The organism is Wandonia haliotis (assembly GCF_039523435.1).
Taxonomy (GTDB): Bacteria; Bacteroidota; Bacteroidia; order Flavobacteriales_D; family Crocinitomicaceae; genus Wandonia; species Wandonia haliotis.
Genome location: NZ_BAAAFH010000011.1, coordinates 297,711 through 317,422, shown reverse-complemented (window position 1 = coordinate 317,422; position 19,712 = coordinate 297,711). Strand labels below are relative to the sequence as shown.

Sequence of the window (19,712 nt, the reverse complement as noted above, 5' to 3'; positions counted from 1 at the left end):
ATCCGTCTACTTTGTGCAACGATATACAAAAGCAGGAGGGAAGTTCAACGGAGTATAGGCTAATTCCAGTTTGCGATACAATTGTTTCAGGTTTTTTCGCTGGTGCATTGAATACTGAAACTGGATAAATTGCCCCCCTTCTTTTAAAAATTCGTAGGCTTTTTTCAAAATACTTTGTCTGATTTCCTGTGGAATCGTTGTCAACGGTAGACTTGAAATAATAAAATCGGCTCTTTCAAACCCCTGTTCGCGGATATATTCTCCAATATTTTCAGCGGATCCGTGAATAATAACCACTCTCGGGTCATCTATCAATTGCTTTAAATTATCTACAAACGTATCATTTAATTCAACTACAAGCAGTTTGGCATCCGGTTGCATTCGTTTCAGGATTTCTTTTGTAAAAACTCCTGTTCCCGGACCTAATTCTACTATACAACGTGCACTTCCAAAATCAACTGTTTCCAACATTTTCCCTGTTAAAAAACGACTGCTGGGAACCACTGATCCTGTTACTTTTCTCGACGTAAAAAAAGCTTTGAAAAAATCTTTTTTACTCATCTGCCTGGTCTTTGATGCGGACAAATTGTCCTTTATTAAAAATTGCTACAGGTCTCCCTGTAAGTTCTTCTCCTAAAAACGGTGTATTATCGCATTTACTGCAATTGGTATCCCGATCGAATATCCATTTTTCATCCGGAATAAAAGCCGTGAGATCAGCCGAACTACCTGTTTTCAATTCTCCTGAATCTGATCCGTGTACGGAACGTGGTCCGTTTGTAAGCTTCTCAATTACCAACTCCAGATCAAATTCCGGAGCAGAAGAAAGAGATGCAAATACAGTTTGTAAGGCAATATTTCCAAAGCCTGCATGATCAAATTCAAGGTCTTTTTCTTCTTTATCGTATGGACGGTGATCTGATACAATTGCATCCAGCGTTCCGTCTTGTAATCCTTTCCATAACGCTACACGATCTGTTTCGCGTCTGTAAGGTGGCATTACTTTAAAATTACTATCAAATCCGATAACCGATTCTTCATTGAATACCAAATGATTGGCGTGAACATCTGCTGTTACGCGCAGTCCTTTGGATTTGGCTTCTGCAATCAAACGAACTCCTTCTTCGGTTGAAATACCCGTAAAATGAAGTTCACCTCCCGTATATTCCACTAACCGGAGATCCCGTTCAATCTGAATGGCTTCCGAAATAGACGGAATAGCTTTTAGTCCGGTAAGCGTACTCGCACGTCCTTCATTTACCATACCTCCTTTGGAAAGTCCTGAATCATTCGCAAAGCTGATGATTCTACCGCCAAAGTTCTGAACATAAAGTAAACCTCTGTACAAAATTCCCGAACTCACATGTTTCGTATCATCTGTAAAGAATCCTGCTCCGCTTTGGAACATATCGTATAGCTCAGCCAGATTTTCTCCTTTCATTCCCTCAGTCAGCGTTCCCATAGGAAGAACTGAAACAGCTGAGAAATCTGATTTTCCGATAACATATTCAACCTGGGCTTTATTAGAAACCGCCGGTACAGTTGAAGGTAGTAAGGCAACGTGTGTGTATCCACCTGATTCGGCAGCACGTAACCCCGTCTGAATAGTTTCTTTGTGTTCCTCTCCCGGATCACAGAAATGTGCTTTCAGATCAAACCAACCCTTTGAAATATGAAGATTTGGAAAATTTAAACTAAAATCAGCTTCAGATTGTATGTTTTCTGCTATTTCGGAGATTACTCCGTCTACAACCAGTATATCAGTTGTTTTGCCGTGAAGCGAGGAGGTCTTGTCCAGAACCTTTGCTTGTTTTATCAGGATTCTCATTTACGCTAATTCTGTATCAGATCATTCATTATGTCCTTTATTTTACAAATTTCAAGACAGCCATTTCCGCCATAAAGAACAATAGTGCCAAAATTAATAGAATTCTCCATAATTCCGTGTCTTTTTGTCCTTCCAAACGATGAATTTCTTCCGATTCACTTATTTCACTTACTTTGAAAGAATGTAATCCGGAATTTGTTGCTAATACCGTTAAATCTTCTGCCGACAAAACTGTAGGGTCGGATTCTTCCCGGTTCGTATTCACCGCCAGTCTTCCAATCACTGTTTCGTCCTGCTTCAAATCGTATATTCCGGCACGCAATGCCTTTTCATCATCACCACCTGAAAAATATAAAACAGTCTGTTCGTTGTTCCTGTCCTGTCGGGGAATGAAACCGGTTTCATTCCCTGAAACCCGAACCGGACTTTCAGTTGTTTTGATAGTTTGCACGGTGTACGAAGAAGGGATTCCGGCTGTTAGGTAAAGAGGGGCATTTCCTCCCGAAAACTCCGCGATTCGAAGGAATAAAGCACTAAACAAATCACTGTTCAGCAGCGATCGGTTCGATCGGTTTAATTCGGGACTAAATGTAAAGAGGCGATTTCCGTATTTTGTAGAAACGTTCATAAAAGACGAACCGTCTGAATAGGAGAGTAGTGGCATAGAACGACTTCCGGAAGTAATCAGACTACTACTTCTCTTAACCGGAATTTGTATGGATGGATTCTTTGTATCAAAAACACCATCGAAAAACGGATGTGTGTGAATCTTATCCAACGAAGCCGTAAGAGAATCTTTTTTCTGCATTACCGGCATTTCCAATCCTGCTAAAAGCTCATTCCAGGAAGAAAAATCAGGTTTTCCTGACGGAATCAACACAACGGCACCGCCTCTGTCAAGTAACCTCTTAATACCTTCGGAGAGTGCTCTGTCAACCTGTTTTACTTCATTGACAACCAATACGTCCACTTTATCGACTTCCTGATACAAAATTTGGTTGGAATCCCAGGTTGACAAGCGATAATACGCATCCAGTTCATACACGAGCGAAACATTGCTGGTTTCCTGCTCTCCGTTTATAATTCCTACCGATTGTTCGTTTCTGACGTTAAACGTGGCATACATTACATCATCAAAGAACAATTGTTCATCGTCAATCTCGACCCGTATTTCATTATATCCCGGCGAAGTAGCAGAATAATTCAGCGATAAAACCGTTTCTTTCTTTCCATTAAATTCCGCCGTAAATTGTTGTTCAGACTCATTCACTTTCACTTTAACAGGAAGCGAGTTAATATCTGAATCAGAATGATTTACAATCCTAACATTAATCTCATACGGAGCATTTAAGCGATGCACAGGTGTACTCAACCATACCGAATCAATACTTTTATTACTAACCAGTTGAGCTGCTAACCTGATAAAACGTACATCCAAAGCAAGTGAATCCTGAACCGGATCACTCCATTGGGATTTTTGCGCATCACTAAAAACAAAAACATTTCCCTCCATTCCTGCATCCGACAGAGAAGAAGCAATGGACCTGAATATAAACTCTGAAGAACGGCTATGAGCAGAATACTCAATATTCTCTAAATAGTCAATCGCATCCGGCTGAGACATCGGGTGAAGTTCTTCTGCAGAAAAATCATTGGTAAAAACAAAATACCGGGTTCCGGGTTTATCCTTCTTCACCAACTCCAAAGCTGTAGTTTTAGCCTGACTTAACAGTTCTCCTTCAACCCCTTTGGCCGCCATGCTTTGCGAATTATCAATGAAAACAACCCGAACACGATCTGTTTTAACAGGGGTAATTTCTTCCGGGAAATAAGGCTGAGCAAAAGCCAGTATTAATGCAGAGAAAGCTAATAATCGCATTATTAAAACCAGTAAACGGCGTAAATTACGTGTTGACTTTGAAGTTGTATCCAGTTCCTGAAGAAAGCTTATAGAAGAAAAATAAAATACCTTGAACTTTCGCAGATGAAACAAATGAAGAATTAAAGGAATAGCCAGAACTCCAAATGCAAAAAGAAACTGTGGGTACAAAAAGCTCATACGGACAAATATAGACAGAAAAGTTTATCGAAAAACAGGGATTCGGAGTACAGACTTAAAATCTTAAAAAACAAACGGGGACTCAATCTCTTGTGTCCCCATTCGCTTGCTTTGCTATGTTACATGAAAAAAGTTACTAATCAATATCGACTTCAACCGTTCTGGTTTCAAATTCGATTTTACTGGATCGGTTGGAAATATTCAACTGCTTTTTATTTCCTTTCCAGTCTATCTCGCCTCCAACAGGCACCGCCACATATACCTGAACATGTTGTCCTCTTAATTTATCATCAGCAGGGAAGAGGTAGTACGGATAAACAGTCAATTGATTGCTATCCAGGTGAACATCGTGTATAATATTATTACTTAGTGACAATGCTTTCTTACTAGTAATTCCATACGAACTTTTTACGGTCTTTATATGGAATAAAGAATCTTCCGAAGGCACAAATTTTAATGCCACAAACCCACTTTTAATATTCTCATCTTCCATTTGAATCCGGTTACTGAATTCTTCATCATCGATCTCAAGTACTTTACCTATATCAGAACCATATACCTCAGGTACATTGATGACCAATTTAGATGAAGCTACCTGTCCAATTGATTCATCAATTTCCTTGTAGCTACTGAATTCACTCCCGACCTGCAATCCGGTTACAGTAAGTATTCCGATAGAAACAAACCAGAAAATCGTCAATAGAATGAACACATATTTACTCCATTGACTACGAATGTGAAGTAGCATAATCATTCCCATAATAATAAAAGCAATCATGGGAATAAGAACCGTGCCCAGCAATCCTGTCCAACCAAGAAAACTCTGGAAATCGGAACGAAAAATCACATCACTGAACTCATAAAGAGAAATCAAGCGTTCTCCATCATCAGAAGAAAAGATTCCTACTTCCGTGAGCGTAACCGTCAAAAACGTGATAATTCCGAAAGCAGCTCCTATAATCAAAAACAATCCTATAATACTCCCCAATGCTCTTCCAAAACGATTGGTTCGATCTTTAACCGTTTCAAACTTCTGACGAGTTGCTTTGCTTTTAGAATAGCGTTCTACTCTTTCTGCTGCTTCATGCACTTCTCGTTTAATACTGTCTATATTGATCGGCTTACCTCTCATTCTCAATTTATCCGCAGAGGAATTTGCCCGGGGAGCTATAATCCACAAAACAATGTACAACCCGAGACCAAATCCGGTAAGAAAGAAAAGTAAGACAAATAAACCTCTCACAAGTGTAAGGTCAACCCCGAAATAAGCAGAAATTCCTGTACAAACCCCAGCAATAACTCCATTATCGGGGTCACGCATAAATACTTTAGCAGACTCAGATCTTTTAGTCTCCTTTTCTTTATTTTGCCCTTCGGACTCTTCTGCATCTTCATCAATATACTCTTCCGGATTTCCCAGGATTCGGATCACTTCATCAACATCTGCTTCTGTGATGACTTCTTTTGAAACACCCAGTTTACCACTGAATAATTCAGCAATTCTGGACTCTATATCTGCATAAATCTCATCGCTTCCCTCTACATTTCGAAGGTGTGTCCTGAGGTTTGTCAAATAAGTATTCAATGTAGCATACGCATTTTCTTCCAGGTTAAAAATGATGCCACTTATATTGCAAGAAACTGTCTTATTCATGATTTTGTTGATTTTAAACTGTGATTTACTGCCCCTGAAAGCTCTTCCCAGGTCATCTTTAACTCTTCAAGGAACTGATCGCCTTTGCTGGTTAAAGCATAGTATTTACGTGGTGGACCGCTGGTAGATTCCTCCCAACGGTAGGAGAGGAGATCTGCATTCTTCAATCTGGTCAACAATGGATACAATGTTCCTTCTACGATAATCAGTTTATTCTTTTTCAGTTCTTCGATTATTTCAGAGGGGTACGATTCATTGTTTTTGAGAATTGCCAAAATACAGAGTTCCAGTATCCCTTTCCTCATTTGTGCTTTCGTGTTCTCTACATTCATACCTACTATTATTTATCACAAAGATATAAACAAAAGATAATACTATGCAATACAAGGTACTATAAAATTTTATAGTACAAATACCAAACAACTGATAAACAATAATTTAAATAATAAAAAAATTATTCAATGCGAGTTACTTCATACTCTTTTTCAAGGGCATGCAAGAGAAAACTAACTAAATGCAGGGTTTGATTGCGGGCTTTTCGTTGTCCGGCTTTCGATACAGCAAACAAGACAATCAAAAGAACAATTCCCACAGGCCAGAACCACAAAAAAGCTGAAGTCCTGGCAACTGAATATTGAATCATACCAAACATACCACCAAAAACAGTCAACAGAATAGTTATTGAATAGAAAAAGGTAAACATAAGCCATACTGATTGAGCCGGTCCGATGACACAACGCAATATGGAAGCATTATTTTCCTCACTTCTTATGGATTGAATTTGTAATTCTGGAGACCAATAATGTCTTTCATATTTCGGAATCCGAAGGATGACATAATTTTCTGCAAATGTGCCAGAAACAGTCGTTTCTATAGTAGCCTCCTCCTTAATCTTATCAAAGATTGCTGTTTTCTCTTCTGCTATGCGCAGTCGGAAACGGGGGAGGAATTCACCTTCCAGTGAGTGGTCTAATTTATTAAATGCCATTCCCGAAAATTATCATTGTATTTGCAAGTAAAAGTTGATATCTGTCAGTTTTCACTAAAAAAACAAAGGAGAGTCAACGGGCGTCAACTCTCCAATGTAACCTAACCTACCTTTTACAACTAAACCTGACACAAAGATAAGTTCCTTTCATCGATCTCGCAACATTGTTTAATAAAAAATCTGTTTTTTTAGACAAAAACAAGCATTCAATAGATTAATAAAATATAATACTAGATTAATCTTAATACAACATCGACCACAATGATTACCTACTGAAAAATAGTCGATTACCTTATGTTTTTCGCCTGAAAACAGAGAGATAGAAGTAGACAAAATAAGGCTATTTGGGAAACCTCTTACACAATAACAAATCTGATCCTACGCAAAGAATAGCTTCGTTAAAATTTGTAAAAAAGGTTTGTTTCCCGGGCGTATTTCTTGCTTTTTACAGAGAATCCTCTTATTTTCAAAGGGAATATTCATTCTAAAACAACAAAATTATGTCAAATCACACAACAGATACACTTATTGCATTATTATCAGGAGTAGCAATAGGAGTGGGAGTAGGGGTTTTGTTTGCACCGGACAAGGGCTCTGAAACCCGAAAAAAAATCAAAGACAAATTTGATAAAGGTAAAGAAGACCTTTCGGACAAGTATGAAGATCTCATTGCCATGCTGAAAGAAAAGGTAAATCAGACAGAAAGTCGTTTTGACGAATCACTGGACAAATTAGTTTCAGAAGGGAAAGATAAAACAGAGGACGTAATAGAGATCCTAGAAGCTAAATTGGCAGCGTTAAAAAAAGAAGTAGCAAAAAAGTAATTTACCTGTATGGCATTTGAAGAAATAAAAGAAGATCTGGATCAAATTCAGGAAAATACAAAATCACTTATCGATAGTAATATTGCTTATTACAAACTCTGGGGATTTAAAGTACTGATGCAGTCCACAACAATGATCTTCAAATTTTTACTGGTGGCTGTTTTTCTTTTGTTTTTCCTACTCTTTGCATCCGTTGCTTTGGCACTTGTTATCGGAAAAGCTTTAGACAGTTACTGGTATGGTTTTCTGATCGTAGCAGGAGGCTATTTGGTTTTAACCTTACTTGTTGCGCTTATTCGTCCACAAATTGTAGAAGGACGAATTCTACGACGTTTTTCGGAAATTTTCTTTAACGATTGATCACATTTTTATGAGTAACAAAAGAGTATATACTTCTTACGAAGAGATAAACCGGGATCTTCAAATTCTGGATATCGAACGTAAAATTCACTATTATAAAGCCCGGCAGGGAGTCACTAAGTTAAAAAACGACCTGACCCTTCCCAATCTTATTGATGGAGCTATTAGCAATTCTTCAGGAACCCGTTTCTCATTTTTTCGCTTAACACTTCAAAGCGTCGCTCCTTTGCTAATTAAAGCGGTGTTCAGATGGATGGGGAGGTGATGTTTTTTTTATTCAGATCTACCGCATTATTAATCGAATTCAATTAGTTTTGGGTATATTGAAAACCAATACCTTAAAACAATGAATACTAAAATCATCTTTTCCGCTGATGATGCCGGAATTGTTCCTCAGATTGATAATGCTATAGCTGACCTTGTAAACAGAGGGATTCTTAACTCGGCTGAAGTTCTTACCAATTATGGTAAAGAAGGAGCAAATAGTCTTTATAATACTCACCAGATGGTTGAGCAAACCAAAGCTTCCGGAAACCCTATTGAACTGGGAATACACCTTACCATAACATCCGGGAAGCCCTTGACACAACAGGACGGACTTCTATCTATTCTTGACGAAAAAGGACAATTTGTTTCGTACCGGGATCTTGGTGGAGGAGCTACCGAAGAGGCTATTTACAATGAATTAAAAGCACAGGCACAAATTCTGCTCGATGACCGCGAACTGGGGTCAAAAGTAACACATATGTCCAATCACCATGATGCATTATGGTTCTATCCGCAATATACACGAGCTTATGTACGACTTGCCAATGAATTAAATTTGCCCATCCGAAACACGAAGTCAATTCCGGAATCCAACAGTTGGTTTTATTACGTATTCCAAAATCTTCTACGCAAGATTTCCCAGGCCGATAAGGATCGGATCAGTAAAGCCTATCAACTGCGAAAGAATGGTTATTTCCCTCAGGAACAACTTACTTTTCTCTCTACAGATTATATGGATAACCGACATTACGAAGTGAATCATCTGTGGGATGATTTTGATCCTAGAGATGCACGAATTGTTATCAATCGAAAAAAGAGAAAACTCAAAAAAATGATTGAAGAGGCAGGGGAGAGCAGGTCTACAACACTTGTCGAATTTATGTTTCATGTCCGCAAAGGGAAAATACTGGATTACTCCGGAACCGATGCACTTCCTTACTATAATGGAGTCGACCCCCGTTATTTTGACGGTCGTACACTGGAATATCGCTCTCTCCGTGATAATCAAAAAGTTATTGAACGATACATGCAGAAAAAAGATTGTGAAATGGCACTCTGGAAAGAAGCGAAAGAAATCATCCTGAAAAAGGGATAACTATTGTTAGTAACAGATCCATAAAGAATTACTTCTATTTTATGATTTACATGAATGGAGAAATGAAGTAATACTTTATATTTGATCTCCATTTCTAAAGCAGAAAAATGAAACCACAACTTCTTCTACTGGTCGTTATTCTTAGTAGCCTATCTATTTCCTGCAGCAAGGATTATACCTGTACGTGCAATAGAACAGATATTGACAAGTCCGTAACACCCCATGACACCACTTTTTCTAACTATTCCATTGAATACAAAAAGAATGTTCATACCAGCTACTCTACCATCATTGATCTTTGTAATCAGGAAAGTAATTTCTACGAAGATGACGATCTCAAAACAATCAAGATTTGTGAGTTAAACGAATAGGAGGGAAGTTGGTTTGTATGCTGTTGATCATTTATTTGTACAAGAGATTCATAGAAAAATAAAAAACCGAAAAAAGTTAAAAACTCAAATAGAATAATTTGTGATTTTTGAAATTAATTATACTTTTACAGCTGACAACTACCCACTTGCAGGAATAAGATTAGTATACAAATAAAAATGAGTATTTATATTCACGTATATGTTAGTATACCTAGTCAATAATTTTAGTTCTTCCATATTTACATCCAATTAAACGTAAATATTTTATGCACTTATATAATATTTTTCCCAAAAATAAATCTACTACTCATGAGTAAAACGAAAAAGATAGAACCCAAATTCCTTTCAAGTAAACCTGACGGACAGGATAAAATTGAAGGGCAGTCCCAAACCAAAGTAGCTCAAATTATTCGAGATCTAATAAAGGACAACAAACTTGATAAGAAAATAATAGGGCTAGAAGGGGAGTGGGGATCTGGTAAATCCAATGTCATTGAAATTCTTAAAAAGGAACTTGGTGAACAGGAATATTACACCTTTGTATTTGATGCTTGGGGCTATCAGGAAGACTTAACACGACGAATTTTCTTGGAGCAAATAATTTCCGAATTGACCGAAAATAAATTTTTGACTGATGAAGAAAAGTGGTTAACAAAAACCGATGAATTATTAGCGAAAAAATCTCGAAGCACGAAACAAACTTTTCCGAAGTTCAAGATTTACTGGGTTCTACTGTCTATCGGAATTCTCCTCCTAACCGGGTTGAGTGGGTTCTATGAAAATGTTTTAAAAGATGAAGATTTATTTACTTCATTCGATTTGGGGGTATTCAAGCCGTTAATTGCCATTTACCTTCTTCCTTCAATTCTTATAATTTGGGGACTCTACCTAGCCTTGAGAGAGTATAAAAAAGAGTTGAATGCTAATAAAACTCGAGAAAATAAACTCACTCATAATCAAATTGTGGGGAAAGTTTTTTTCTGGTTAAGTGGTAAAAATATTGAATCTCACGAGTTTGAAAACATTGTGGATCACGAACCTTCAGTGAGACAATTTAGAGCATATTTTGACGAAATTGAAAAGGATTTAAAGGATAAGAAAGTAATTGTCGTTTTTGACAACTTAGATAGATTAGACCGAGATAAAATAAAAGCACTTTGGTCATCAATACATACTTTTTTTGCAGAACATAATTATGACAAAATTTGGGTCATCGTGCCTTATGATAAACAGAAATTAGCTGAAGCACATGACCATGCAAATACAGGAAACGTTGAAACGGGAAATGGATTCATTGAAAAGACATTCTCTATAAGTTTTAGAGTATCACCTCCGATCGTTAGTGCGTGGGACAAATTACTTGAAGAAAAGTTAGAACAAGCATTCGGCGCAAATACGATTCCACATGATGAAATCACTTATTTGAAGGAAGTTTTTGACCGGAATACAAATGAAGGAACAATAAAGCCGAGGCAAATAATTAACTACGTAAACCAATTAGTTTCCTTATACAAACAGTGGAGAAACGAAGTGGATGCAGGTGAAATAAAATTTAGGTACTTGGGACTATTCATAAGGACTAAAGATGAAATTTTGCTAGACCCCGCTAAGAATGTCTTATCAAGAGACTACTTGGACAATAGTGCTGCGTTGTTTACAAATGATGACGATCTAGATAATGTGATGGCGACTTTAGTCTATAATGTTGATAGGTCTAAAGCCGATGAAATATTGTTAAAAAGAGAATTGACGCAATCTATCCGAAACGGGGAAACTGAATTTATAGAATCATCTAAACGTCATAGCGTATTTTTTAAATACTTTGATCAAGCGTATAAAGATGTTGACTACCCGACTAAAAGAAAGCATCTTGTCAAGGTACTAGGTTGTATAGAAGGGGATCTTCCTTCAAATGTAGTATTAGGGTATTGGGAACATTTTGCTGATCATTTATTAAGCTCTGAAAAAGAATTTTCGTCATTCAAAGATGAATACGGATGGGTAGCTAAGAATATTAAAGAGAACAAAAGAAAACCATTTTTGAAAGCATTATTCGAAGGTTTATCTAAAAGAATAAATGTTGAAGAAGATTCTACGCAAAAGGATTATTACAATGAAGTAGTTAGATTCAGAAAGTTTATGAATGAACACGTTCCTGATTATAACTGGAAGCAACACTTACCGAAGGTTGAATTCGATAATTCTCCGTTTGTAGATATGATTGAGAATGAACGGGAAGATTATAAGGAGCTTAATATTACCTGTCCTGAAGAAAAAGTGATTGATTTTTTCTATTCTGAATCAGGAATTGAAGTAGATGGCATTTCTTCATGGAATTGGTTGTTTGAAATAATAAAGGACGATTATGATTTAAATCGATTATCAGATGATTTAAGAAAGAAATTGTTTGAAAAAAATTATAAGGAAGGAAGCCATATCGCTCAAATAATTGAAGTGTTACAGGTTCTGAATGCAAGTCCCTTGAATCTAAAACTCTCTCAAAATGTCTATAGTCAGCTCACTGAGACCAATTTTGATGCAAAATTGTTCCCTGATCTTATTTGTATTGCAATAAGCGATTTTAACAATGCCTTTCAGCAGGCTACTTTTGGTAACACACTTTCTTCAATCGACATTAGCAGAGTTGAAGAATTCTCCAAATTGATCGAATGCTATATTAGCTATGGAGACCTAATCAAGTTGATTACAGAATCAGGTGATGCAAAACAATACGACTTGTTAAAAGCTATTGTCGTTAATTTAACTGATAATCCAAATTCCTTTTCACAATTGAATTTAAATTGGGTTTTATCAAATTTTGGAGATATCTCTGGATCGGTATTTCCAAAGAACATTGATAACGTAACCAGTTTTGTCAAAAGATTGAATTCTTGGCAAAGTCATTATGAATCTTCAATGTTTGATTCTTTAGACAGTGAGTTTTTAACTCTCATAGGAATGGATGACTTATCAATAATTAAGAAAGTAACCGCAGACGCTAAAGACTATGTCGATGGGTTGAGTAAGGAGGAACTTTTGGAGGCATTCAAAAGTTCGAACAGAGATTATTTAATTATTGAAAACTTATTAGATAAAAACAAGTTAACTCAATTTAGCGATAGTTTTTACAGTGCTTTTGATGACTACATGATGTATGTAATTGAAGAGGAACATGAAGATGAGTTGAATACATGGTTTATTCAAACACTTATTAAACTGTTAGAAGAGACTAAAGTTAAAGGTATATTTGCACGAGTTAGAGACAAGGTCTTAGAGAATCCTTCAAATATTGGGTATAAAAAAATTGATCTTTTCATTAACCCTTTGATCAAAGTAGGGGATTTGGGAGAAAACCCGGATTTAGTTACATATAAACTTTTAGACTACATTTTTGAGTCAAAACCTTCAATAAATCTAATTTTTGAGAAAAACTATGTCTTTTTCATAGAAACTGCTTTGAAGTCCAAAAAATATATTGAGGATGCAAAGACGACTGTGGTAAATAACATCGAGAACATTGAAAGTCCTGATATTAAAACTTACCTGATTGATCAGCTAAGTCTAAAGAAGAGAATTGCTACAGTAAATAAGGATAAGGAGACGTAAAAGCCTGAATAAGAAGATGATGATGATAACAAAAAGTAAATGATTAATTTTATTATAACCAAAGTCTGATATGAATCATGTTTGTGAATTTGGAGAACGAGGGATTACAATTAAAATGAATAGGCTAGAGGTTAATAGAAAAGACCACCTATTTTTCTTTAGTTATCTATCGTCAAACGTACCCTCGAGTTAGTTTCTCAATCTTTAAATAAAAAAGGCTTTACTGCGCGGTGGCAAAAAATCAAATGCGCGTTGGCGAGCGTTGGCCTTGTACGATACACATTGTATATCTCATAATCTGTAACTTTTATGATAAAAGTAAACGTTCCGGAAAACCCACAGCGCGGGCGTGCGGCTATTTACACATAATGTCAAATTATAGGACAAAATTCCGGCTCCATAGAAACGATGTCATAAATTCCCAAGAGAATGAACTACAAAGCTATATTCCAAGGACGGAGCTACTATTTAACATAATATAATTATAGCTGACAAACGATTTACCGCTGTTTTTGCGACTTTCTATTGTTTTGTCCTATAATGTTATTGCGTTATGTTAATATAGCTTTGGTATCAGACCGACAAATTCCAATAGGAGAGGAGGACTGTAAGGTTTTACCTCATTTCAAAAAGGCTCCAACTTTTATTCTTCTTTTCCAAACCTTATTTACTACTCCGATTTCGTCGAGTAGGATATTTTACATGGCGTTCTTTGAAATCCGTGATTTCTTCCTTCAACTTTTTATTGGCGTTCTCTAACAATTCATTCTGATATTTCATAATACCGATTAAATCGTGCATTGCATTTAGGTTTTCCAATTGACAGTAAACCAATTCTTCAAGATCTGCTTTGGTATAAGTTCGTGTTGACATATTCTTATTTTTAAAACTATTTATCCGATTTTCTAAACAAACGTATCGAATTTCGGATAAAATTCCAAATTGTTTTTCAGGTTTTCGGAAAAATTGTTCTGTTTTGGTAGATTTATGTTCAGAAAAACAGACAATAATGACCGAATTAGGATTATTTCTTTCCCGTAAATCAGTAAACCGTTCAGACGTTTCCCGGAAAACAGGAATTAGTAAAACACGATTGAGCGAACTGACGAATAATGCCAGTACGAAATTGCGGGTAGATGAATTGTATTTGATCGCGTTGGCAATTGATGTTGATCCTTGCGAGTTGTTGAAAGATGTTTGTAAGGATTTGAAACTCATTAGAGAAAATTAAGAATGGGAGGAGCAGCCACTAATTCCGGAATCAATTATCAGCAAAGAATTGCAGCGCTTGCCTTAGCTGCACTATACACAAAGTTTGATTTATCTCCGACTTTTGGGTTAGATCGCCCTTTGCTGATTGAAAGTATACACTTTGAAACCGATGATCCAATAGATGATTTAAAACTCATTAGCAACAACGGTTCTTTCTATTTGCAGATCAAAAGGTCTCTTTCACTTCAAACTGAAGAGGGAACTGATCTGTACAAGACAATTAATCAATTTATTACCCAGTTTTTAAAACGTAACCTAAATGATCATTTCATCTTAGCTACATCACCTCAGAGTTCTCGTTCAGTCACTCAAGATTTTGCAAAGATCACGGAATCGATCAGACTAAATGATTCTTCATTTTCTTCAAATCCTTTGAACCAATCAGAAAAGGAAGCACTGGACAAGTTCAAGAGCATTTTTAATACCATTTTTGAAATTCAATCGAAGAAAAAAGCATCGGAAAATGATTTTATTGAATTTGCAAAAAAAGTCTACATAAGTAGTATTGATATTGAACAGGGAAAGCCAAATGAACAAGTAGCACTAATACTTTTAAATAGTGAACAGATGCTTGATTCAGTTCTTGTCTGGAAAATGCTCATATCAAACAGTCTTGAATATGCAAGAAAAAGACAATCGATAAATAAGAAAGCTCTTGAAGAGATTCTACATCGCTACAAGATAGATCCTAAAAGGGAGGAATCTAAAAATACAAGCGAGTTAGAAGAACTTCTCAAAACCGAAATTATTCAACAAGGCTACTTTCCTGTAGCGAAAGAAGTTCTCCTAATAGAATCTTTTGTTGAAGAAGCTGACTTATTAATTGTTGAACTATTCCGGTTTTCTGACGACGGAAAGATTAAACATAAGTTTCGTGGCGACAAAGTTATTCTTGAAAATGGCGAGGAGTGGAAAATAATTCATCGCGCAGCAACATTTTCAGGACTAGAAAGATTCATTTCAGAAAACCAGGACAAACTTCGGCTTTCGGAAAAAAAGATTGCAATTCTTCCTGCTAATGGAATTGATGAAGCAGAGAATACGAATGGTGCAGAACTACACAGAAAATATCTGCTTGATTTACAATCAAAAAACACCGATATTTTAAAATGTTTGCATTGTGATAAACCTCTGAATCCAAGCGGTAGTGTTCTTGTAGAAATATCTGATATAGAAACAAAACCAGCAATGGGTGCTGTTCATTCTAAATGCTTAAGGGTTGTTGATCGAGTTTTGGGTTTAACTGGAACTCTAAAGAGTGAAGCCACTAAAGATAAATATCTTCAAGAGTTTGATTTTAAAGAGTGGGCTAGATGTTTGATGAAAGGGCAAGGAATGATCAATCAACTTAAGAACAATCCCTTCATGCAAAATCAGGATAAAATGATTCTTTGGAGTAGTGATAATAAAGAATTTAGAGATTATGGTTATTGTATAAAATTCAACATGTCTGACGGATCCACAATACATATGACTGATCGAGGGAGGATTCATCGCTTCAATAAAACTGATGCTGAATTAGCAGCCTTACAAATGACCGAATCTGTTAAAAAGGCTAAGGATGATGGTAACCCAATGGCATTCACCTCACAGAAAAATTCTTTCGGTAATTACAGCCAATTGTTAGAATTAAAGGACGCAGATGAAACGATTATTGAAATTGAAACAGTCGAAACTGACAAGTACAGTAAACTTCTTGAAAAAAGAGACGAACATATAAATTTCTATGCACCAATGTGTCTTGTAAGAAGTTACGAAGACGAATCAATATTAAATCTTAATAATATCGTACCAATAATTTCAGATCCTCTTGCTTTTGGTTCAATTTTCGAGACATGGAAAAATCTTGGTATTGATATGGATTCAAATGAAGTTGAATTACAAATTCTACAAACTGATGTTGATTTTGATGGTTTTATGAGAAGCTGTTTTGCTGATGGAATGTTTCCAATTATTGATCCTTTATTTGACAAGAGAGGAAATCTTGTGAAAGGGATACAAATTAAACACATGGAACAAGAATTTGCCGTTAAAAGTGAACTTCATCGGAAATCCGTTATCGATCCTCATTGGAGAAAAGGGGATAAGGTCAAAATTGAATTTCCATTTACTACAGCAGACAATTATCCGGTTGGAGTTCTAGTAGAAGATGAATTTCTAATAGGAGACGGTGAGAGATATGTTATATTTCGCCCTATCGAAAACGGAGAAGAATTAAAAGACATGACATTTTCTGTACCTTCTAGATTACTTGCTTATTGGAATTAGAACCCAGATCTAAACTGGCCCTTACGCGAAAAGTGTAGAAAACAAGCGGAATGGAACGTCGTTTAACCCCTGTTTGAGCTCAGCTGTCGGATTTTTCATCCGAAAAATACGGTAACAGCGTGGTGAGTTGGGGTGCGAACAGTGGAATGCAGTGCTAGTTTTCAAGCTTTACGTGTACAGGCCTAGACTTTTTGGCTCCACCTTTTTTGGCAATGAAAAAAGGTGGAAATCTCCCTGAAAAGAACGCCATAAATCAATTCCCTGGAAAAGAATAAAAGTTGGAGCCTTATGGGAAAAACCTGCGGGAGGCTGTGCGTCGGAAAAGATTGCAAAGCAGATATTTTTAAAACCAAATTTCCGTCAGGTGGTTTTTAAAATTCTACTGCAATAACTGCGCTGGCCGCGCGGCTATTTAATATAACGTCTAATTATAGGATCAAAACACCTCAACGAGAATCGTGCTATTTACCGAAGGCGTTCCGCCAGCTGGCGGACTGACATAATATGCATTATAGCTGACAAACGATAAACCTCAATAATAAATTCATATCGTTTTGTCCTATAATGTACTAGCGTTATGTTAAGTAGCTTTGGGGCTTTGATTTTTCAGGGAGAGGGTAAAGTTTTTTTATTTAAACAACCGCTTCATGTAAGGGTTGAAATGGGGAGTGACTTACAGGGGTTTGTTTTTTATACCGCCCGGTTGAGATTGCAAATGGGTACATCCAGATTCTCCCATTTTAACCTTTACATACCGCTTTTATAAGGAAAAATAGGTGAAGCCAGGCGGGGCTTTGGGTAGGGCAGGGCTTTACGTATTTTGAGTGCGTGAGGGATAGCAGCGGCATCCTTTTGTGAGGCAGGAACAAAAGATACAGCGGATAGCCCGACCCCTGACCCCTCCTTTGTTCCCATCTAAAACAGGGCAGGGGGCACGCCCTAATACTACTTCATGTGCCTGTCTTAGTAGACTTTTCCGGATAATTCGGAGCCGGCTTTGAAACGCACTTTATTCTTAGCAGCTATTTGTAACGGCTCTCCGGTACGTGGATTGCGGCCTTTTCGGGCAGCTGATTTCTGAATGTCAAACGTTCCCAAACCGGGTAGTTTAATACGCTCGCCGTTTTGCAGGGCTTCCGTGAGAATTTCCGAAAGGGCTTCGAGGTTTCTTTTGGCTTGGGCTTTAGTAGTCTGTGTACGCTTTGCCAGTTGTTCGATAAGTTCTTTTTGGGTCATGGTCGTAGATTTAATAGGGTGAACGAATGCGAATTTCTTTCGTTAAAGATACGAAAAATAAGGCAGAACATGCCGTTTTTATTGTCCCGGAAGCCTTAGCATATTATCATTTTTCAATATCCTTTATTGTGTTTTTAATTGCATAAAAGGAAGGATTTAGACCTGTAACGCAATATACAACATATTCAGAGCATCAAAATAACGATTGAAAAGCTTGGTGTTGAGGATACAAAAATATAAGTTTGTAACTGCAAAAAGAGCTGAAATAAAACCCGTATCGCAATCAGTTACTAAAAAATGGCAGAGCAATACAAATATTTAGACGCCTTTATCGATCAACAAAGGGCAAAAGGTACGTATAGCTTTACTACCGAAGGATTGCACAGCCAATTAGGGGTGTCTGAAAACGCGCTGAAGAAGACCTTACAACGACTCAAAAATCAGGAATCCGTGGTCATGGTGCGCAGGGGGTTTTATGTTATCGTTCCTCCCGAATACAGGGCCAAAGGCATTATCCCGACCAGTTTGTACGTAAATGATCTGATGAAGTTTTTGAACCGCGATTATTATGTCGGTTTATTAAACGCCGCGGCCTATTACGGTGCCGCCCATCAGCAGCCTCAAAACTATTCCATAATTACAGAGGGGATAGCTTTGCGACCTATTAAAAACGACAAAGTGAGTATTCATTTTTACATTAAAAAATTCTGGAATAAAAACGATATCGCAAAGAAAAAAGTAGATACGGGGTATATCCATATCTCATCTCCGGAACTGACCGCCTTGGATTTGGTCAGTTATTATAATGAGGTCGGAGGCTTTAACCGGGTCGCTACTGTCCTTGAAGAGCTGAAAGAAGAAATACACCCCGAAAAATTAGTAGCAACCGCCAGGGAATACAACGAAATATCGGTAATTCAGCGTTTGGGATACGTGTTGGAATGTGTATTGGATGAAAACGAATTAAGTAATGCTTTGTACAATTACCTTGAATCTGTTGGACATTATCCAACTTTATTGCGCCCTCAAAAAAAGAAGCCTGGAAACAGGATCACCGGCAACCGTTGGAAGGTGGTGCCAAACATCGAAATAGAAGCCGATATATGATACCACAGTCGTACATAACCGCGTGGCGAAAGCAGGCTCCCTGGCAGGAAAACTACCAGGTGGAGCAGGATTTGATCATACATCGATCGCTGATTGCGTTATTCCAGGATGATTTTATCCGGGAACGTTTGGCATTTCGTGGAGGAACAGCCCTACATAAATTGTTTTTGTTTCCGGCAGCAAGATATTCAGAAGACATTGATTTGGTGCAAGTCAAAGCAGAACCATTCGGTGTAATCATTGATAAGATTCGGGAACAGCTTTCCTTCTTAGGGAAACCTAAAATAAAACAGAAAGAACATAACAATACCATTGTGTACAGTATTCTTTCGGAAGATGATGTGCCCATAAAACTAAAAATAGAAGTCAATACCAGAGAGCATTTTTCGGTATATGGCTTACAAGATATTCCTGTAAAATTGGATTCTGAATGGGACAACGGAGAAGTTCTAGTTCCAACCTATGGTTTGGATGAACTATTGGCAACCAAGCTAAGAGCTTTATACCAAAGGAAGAAAGGACGTGATTTATTTGATTTGTGGTATGCTTTGAATAATGCAGCGGTCAACGTAGATAAGGTAGTTGAAGCGTTCAAACACTATATGAATGAGGAAGGCAATGCCGTTACACAAAAAGAATTTTTGGAAAATATGGAAAAGAAAATTGAAGATGCAGATTTTATAGGTGATATGAACGGATTGCTAAGAAGTGGAATTGCATACGATATAAATGAAGCATACGAATTTGTAAAAACAAATCTTTTGGAAAAGATTTAA

19 protein-coding genes are annotated in these 19,712 nt (G+C 37.0%); 10 read left to right on the top strand and 9 right to left on the bottom strand.

What is annotated here, in order from left to right; translation table 11 throughout:
* Window positions 1-6 precede the first annotated feature (6 nt).
* The 6 genes from ABDZ97_RS09565 to ABDZ97_RS09540 all read right to left on the bottom strand — a co-directional run bounded on the left by ABDZ97_RS09565 (window position 7) and on the right by ABDZ97_RS09540 (window position 6,529).
* Window positions 7-561 (bottom strand): class I SAM-dependent methyltransferase, encoded by a 555-nt coding sequence (locus ABDZ97_RS09565; RefSeq protein ID WP_343786967.1) that lies wholly within the window; start codon window positions 559-561, stop codon window positions 7-9.
* On the bottom strand, window positions 554-1,828 hold the full coding sequence (locus ABDZ97_RS09560; RefSeq protein ID WP_343786965.1) for a dihydroorotase: 1,275 nt from the start codon (window positions 1,826-1,828) through the stop codon (window positions 554-556). The genes ABDZ97_RS09565 and ABDZ97_RS09560 overlap by 8 nt, the downstream gene beginning before the upstream one ends.
* A gap of 37 nt (window positions 1,829-1,865) precedes the next feature.
* Complete coding sequence (locus ABDZ97_RS09555) at window positions 1,866-3,887, bottom strand: BatA domain-containing protein (RefSeq protein ID WP_343786963.1); 2,022 nt, start codon at window positions 3,885-3,887, stop codon at window positions 1,866-1,868.
* Window positions 3,888-4,023: 136 nt separating this feature from the next.
* Window positions 4,024-5,541, bottom strand: coding sequence for a PspC domain-containing protein (locus ABDZ97_RS09550; protein WP_343786961.1), 1,518 nt, complete (start codon window positions 5,539-5,541; stop codon window positions 4,024-4,026).
* Window positions 5,538-5,873, bottom strand: a complete 336-nt coding sequence (locus ABDZ97_RS09545; protein ID WP_343786959.1) for a PadR family transcriptional regulator — start codon at window positions 5,871-5,873, stop codon at window positions 5,538-5,540. Before ABDZ97_RS09545 ends, ABDZ97_RS09550 begins: the two co-directional genes overlap by 4 nt.
* 122 nt (window positions 5,874-5,995) lie before the next feature.
* Complete coding sequence (locus ABDZ97_RS09540) at window positions 5,996-6,529, bottom strand: hypothetical protein (RefSeq protein ID WP_343786956.1); 534 nt, start codon at window positions 6,527-6,529, stop codon at window positions 5,996-5,998.
* A 500-nt stretch (window positions 6,530-7,029) separates the two neighbouring features.
* Between ABDZ97_RS09540 and ABDZ97_RS09535 the strand changes: the two genes are divergently transcribed.
* From ABDZ97_RS09535 to ABDZ97_RS09510, 6 genes are all read left to right on the top strand, one after another.
* Complete coding sequence (locus ABDZ97_RS09535; protein ID WP_343786954.1) at window positions 7,030-7,353, top strand: YtxH domain-containing protein; 324 nt, start codon at window positions 7,030-7,032, stop codon at window positions 7,351-7,353.
* A gap of 9 nt (window positions 7,354-7,362) precedes the next feature.
* Window positions 7,363-7,713: a competence protein gene (locus tag ABDZ97_RS09530; RefSeq protein ID WP_343786952.1), complete on the top strand. Its 351-nt coding sequence runs from the start codon at window positions 7,363-7,365 to the stop codon at window positions 7,711-7,713.
* 10 nt (window positions 7,714-7,723) lie between these two features.
* On the top strand, window positions 7,724-7,978 hold the full coding sequence (locus tag ABDZ97_RS09525) for a DUF6327 family protein (protein WP_343786949.1): 255 nt from the start codon (window positions 7,724-7,726) through the stop codon (window positions 7,976-7,978).
* 81 nt (window positions 7,979-8,059) lie between these two features.
* A complete protein-coding gene (locus tag ABDZ97_RS09520) occupies window positions 8,060-9,076 on the top strand; it encodes a ChbG/HpnK family deacetylase (RefSeq protein ID WP_343786947.1) in 1,017 nt (338 codons plus the stop codon).
* Window positions 9,077-9,183: 107 nt separating this feature from the next.
* Entirely contained in the window at window positions 9,184-9,447 is a 264-nt protein-coding gene (locus ABDZ97_RS09515) for a hypothetical protein (protein ID WP_343786945.1), read from the top strand.
* A 309-nt stretch (window positions 9,448-9,756) separates the two neighbouring features.
* Window positions 9,757-13,053 (top strand): P-loop NTPase fold protein, encoded by a 3,297-nt coding sequence (locus ABDZ97_RS09510; RefSeq protein WP_343786943.1) that lies wholly within the window; start codon window positions 9,757-9,759, stop codon window positions 13,051-13,053.
* Between the two features lie 663 nt (window positions 13,054-13,716).
* Here ABDZ97_RS09510 and ABDZ97_RS09505 read toward each other — a convergent pair.
* Complete coding sequence (locus tag ABDZ97_RS09505; RefSeq protein WP_343786941.1) at window positions 13,717-13,926, bottom strand: hypothetical protein; 210 nt, start codon at window positions 13,924-13,926, stop codon at window positions 13,717-13,719.
* Window positions 13,927-14,062: 136 nt separating this feature from the next.
* Between ABDZ97_RS09505 and ABDZ97_RS09500 the strand changes: the two genes are divergently transcribed.
* Both ABDZ97_RS09500 and ABDZ97_RS09495 read left to right on the top strand, forming a co-directional pair.
* Window positions 14,063-14,284 carry a helix-turn-helix domain-containing protein gene (locus tag ABDZ97_RS09500; RefSeq protein WP_343786939.1) on the top strand — a complete coding sequence of 74 codons (222 nt, stop codon included), beginning with the start codon at window positions 14,063-14,065 and terminating at the stop codon, window positions 14,282-14,284.
* Window positions 14,285-14,286: 2 nt separating this feature from the next.
* On the top strand, window positions 14,287-16,593 hold the full coding sequence (locus tag ABDZ97_RS09495; RefSeq protein WP_343786937.1) for a hypothetical protein: 2,307 nt from the start codon (window positions 14,287-14,289) through the stop codon (window positions 16,591-16,593).
* A 747-nt stretch (window positions 16,594-17,340) separates the two neighbouring features.
* On the opposite strand, the gene ABDZ97_RS09490 is transcribed toward ABDZ97_RS09495, so the two are convergent.
* The gene (locus tag ABDZ97_RS09490) at window positions 17,341-17,508 is read right to left on the bottom strand and encodes a hypothetical protein (RefSeq protein ID WP_343786935.1); all 168 of its coding nucleotides are present in this window, start codon (window positions 17,506-17,508) and stop codon (window positions 17,341-17,343) included.
* 48 nt (window positions 17,509-17,556) lie between these two features.
* Window positions 17,557-17,844, bottom strand: coding sequence for an HU family DNA-binding protein (locus ABDZ97_RS09485; protein WP_486389566.1), 288 nt, complete (start codon window positions 17,842-17,844; stop codon window positions 17,557-17,559).
* Between the two features lie 282 nt (window positions 17,845-18,126).
* On the opposite strand from ABDZ97_RS09485, the gene ABDZ97_RS09480 reads away from it, so the two are divergent.
* Window positions 18,127-18,936: a type IV toxin-antitoxin system AbiEi family antitoxin domain-containing protein gene (locus ABDZ97_RS09480; RefSeq protein WP_343786933.1), complete on the top strand. Its 810-nt coding sequence runs from the start codon at window positions 18,127-18,129 to the stop codon at window positions 18,934-18,936.
* Window positions 18,933-19,712, top strand: a complete 780-nt coding sequence (locus ABDZ97_RS09475) for a nucleotidyl transferase AbiEii/AbiGii toxin family protein (protein ID WP_343786931.1) — start codon at window positions 18,933-18,935, stop codon at window positions 19,710-19,712. The genes ABDZ97_RS09480 and ABDZ97_RS09475 overlap by 4 nt, the downstream gene beginning before the upstream one ends.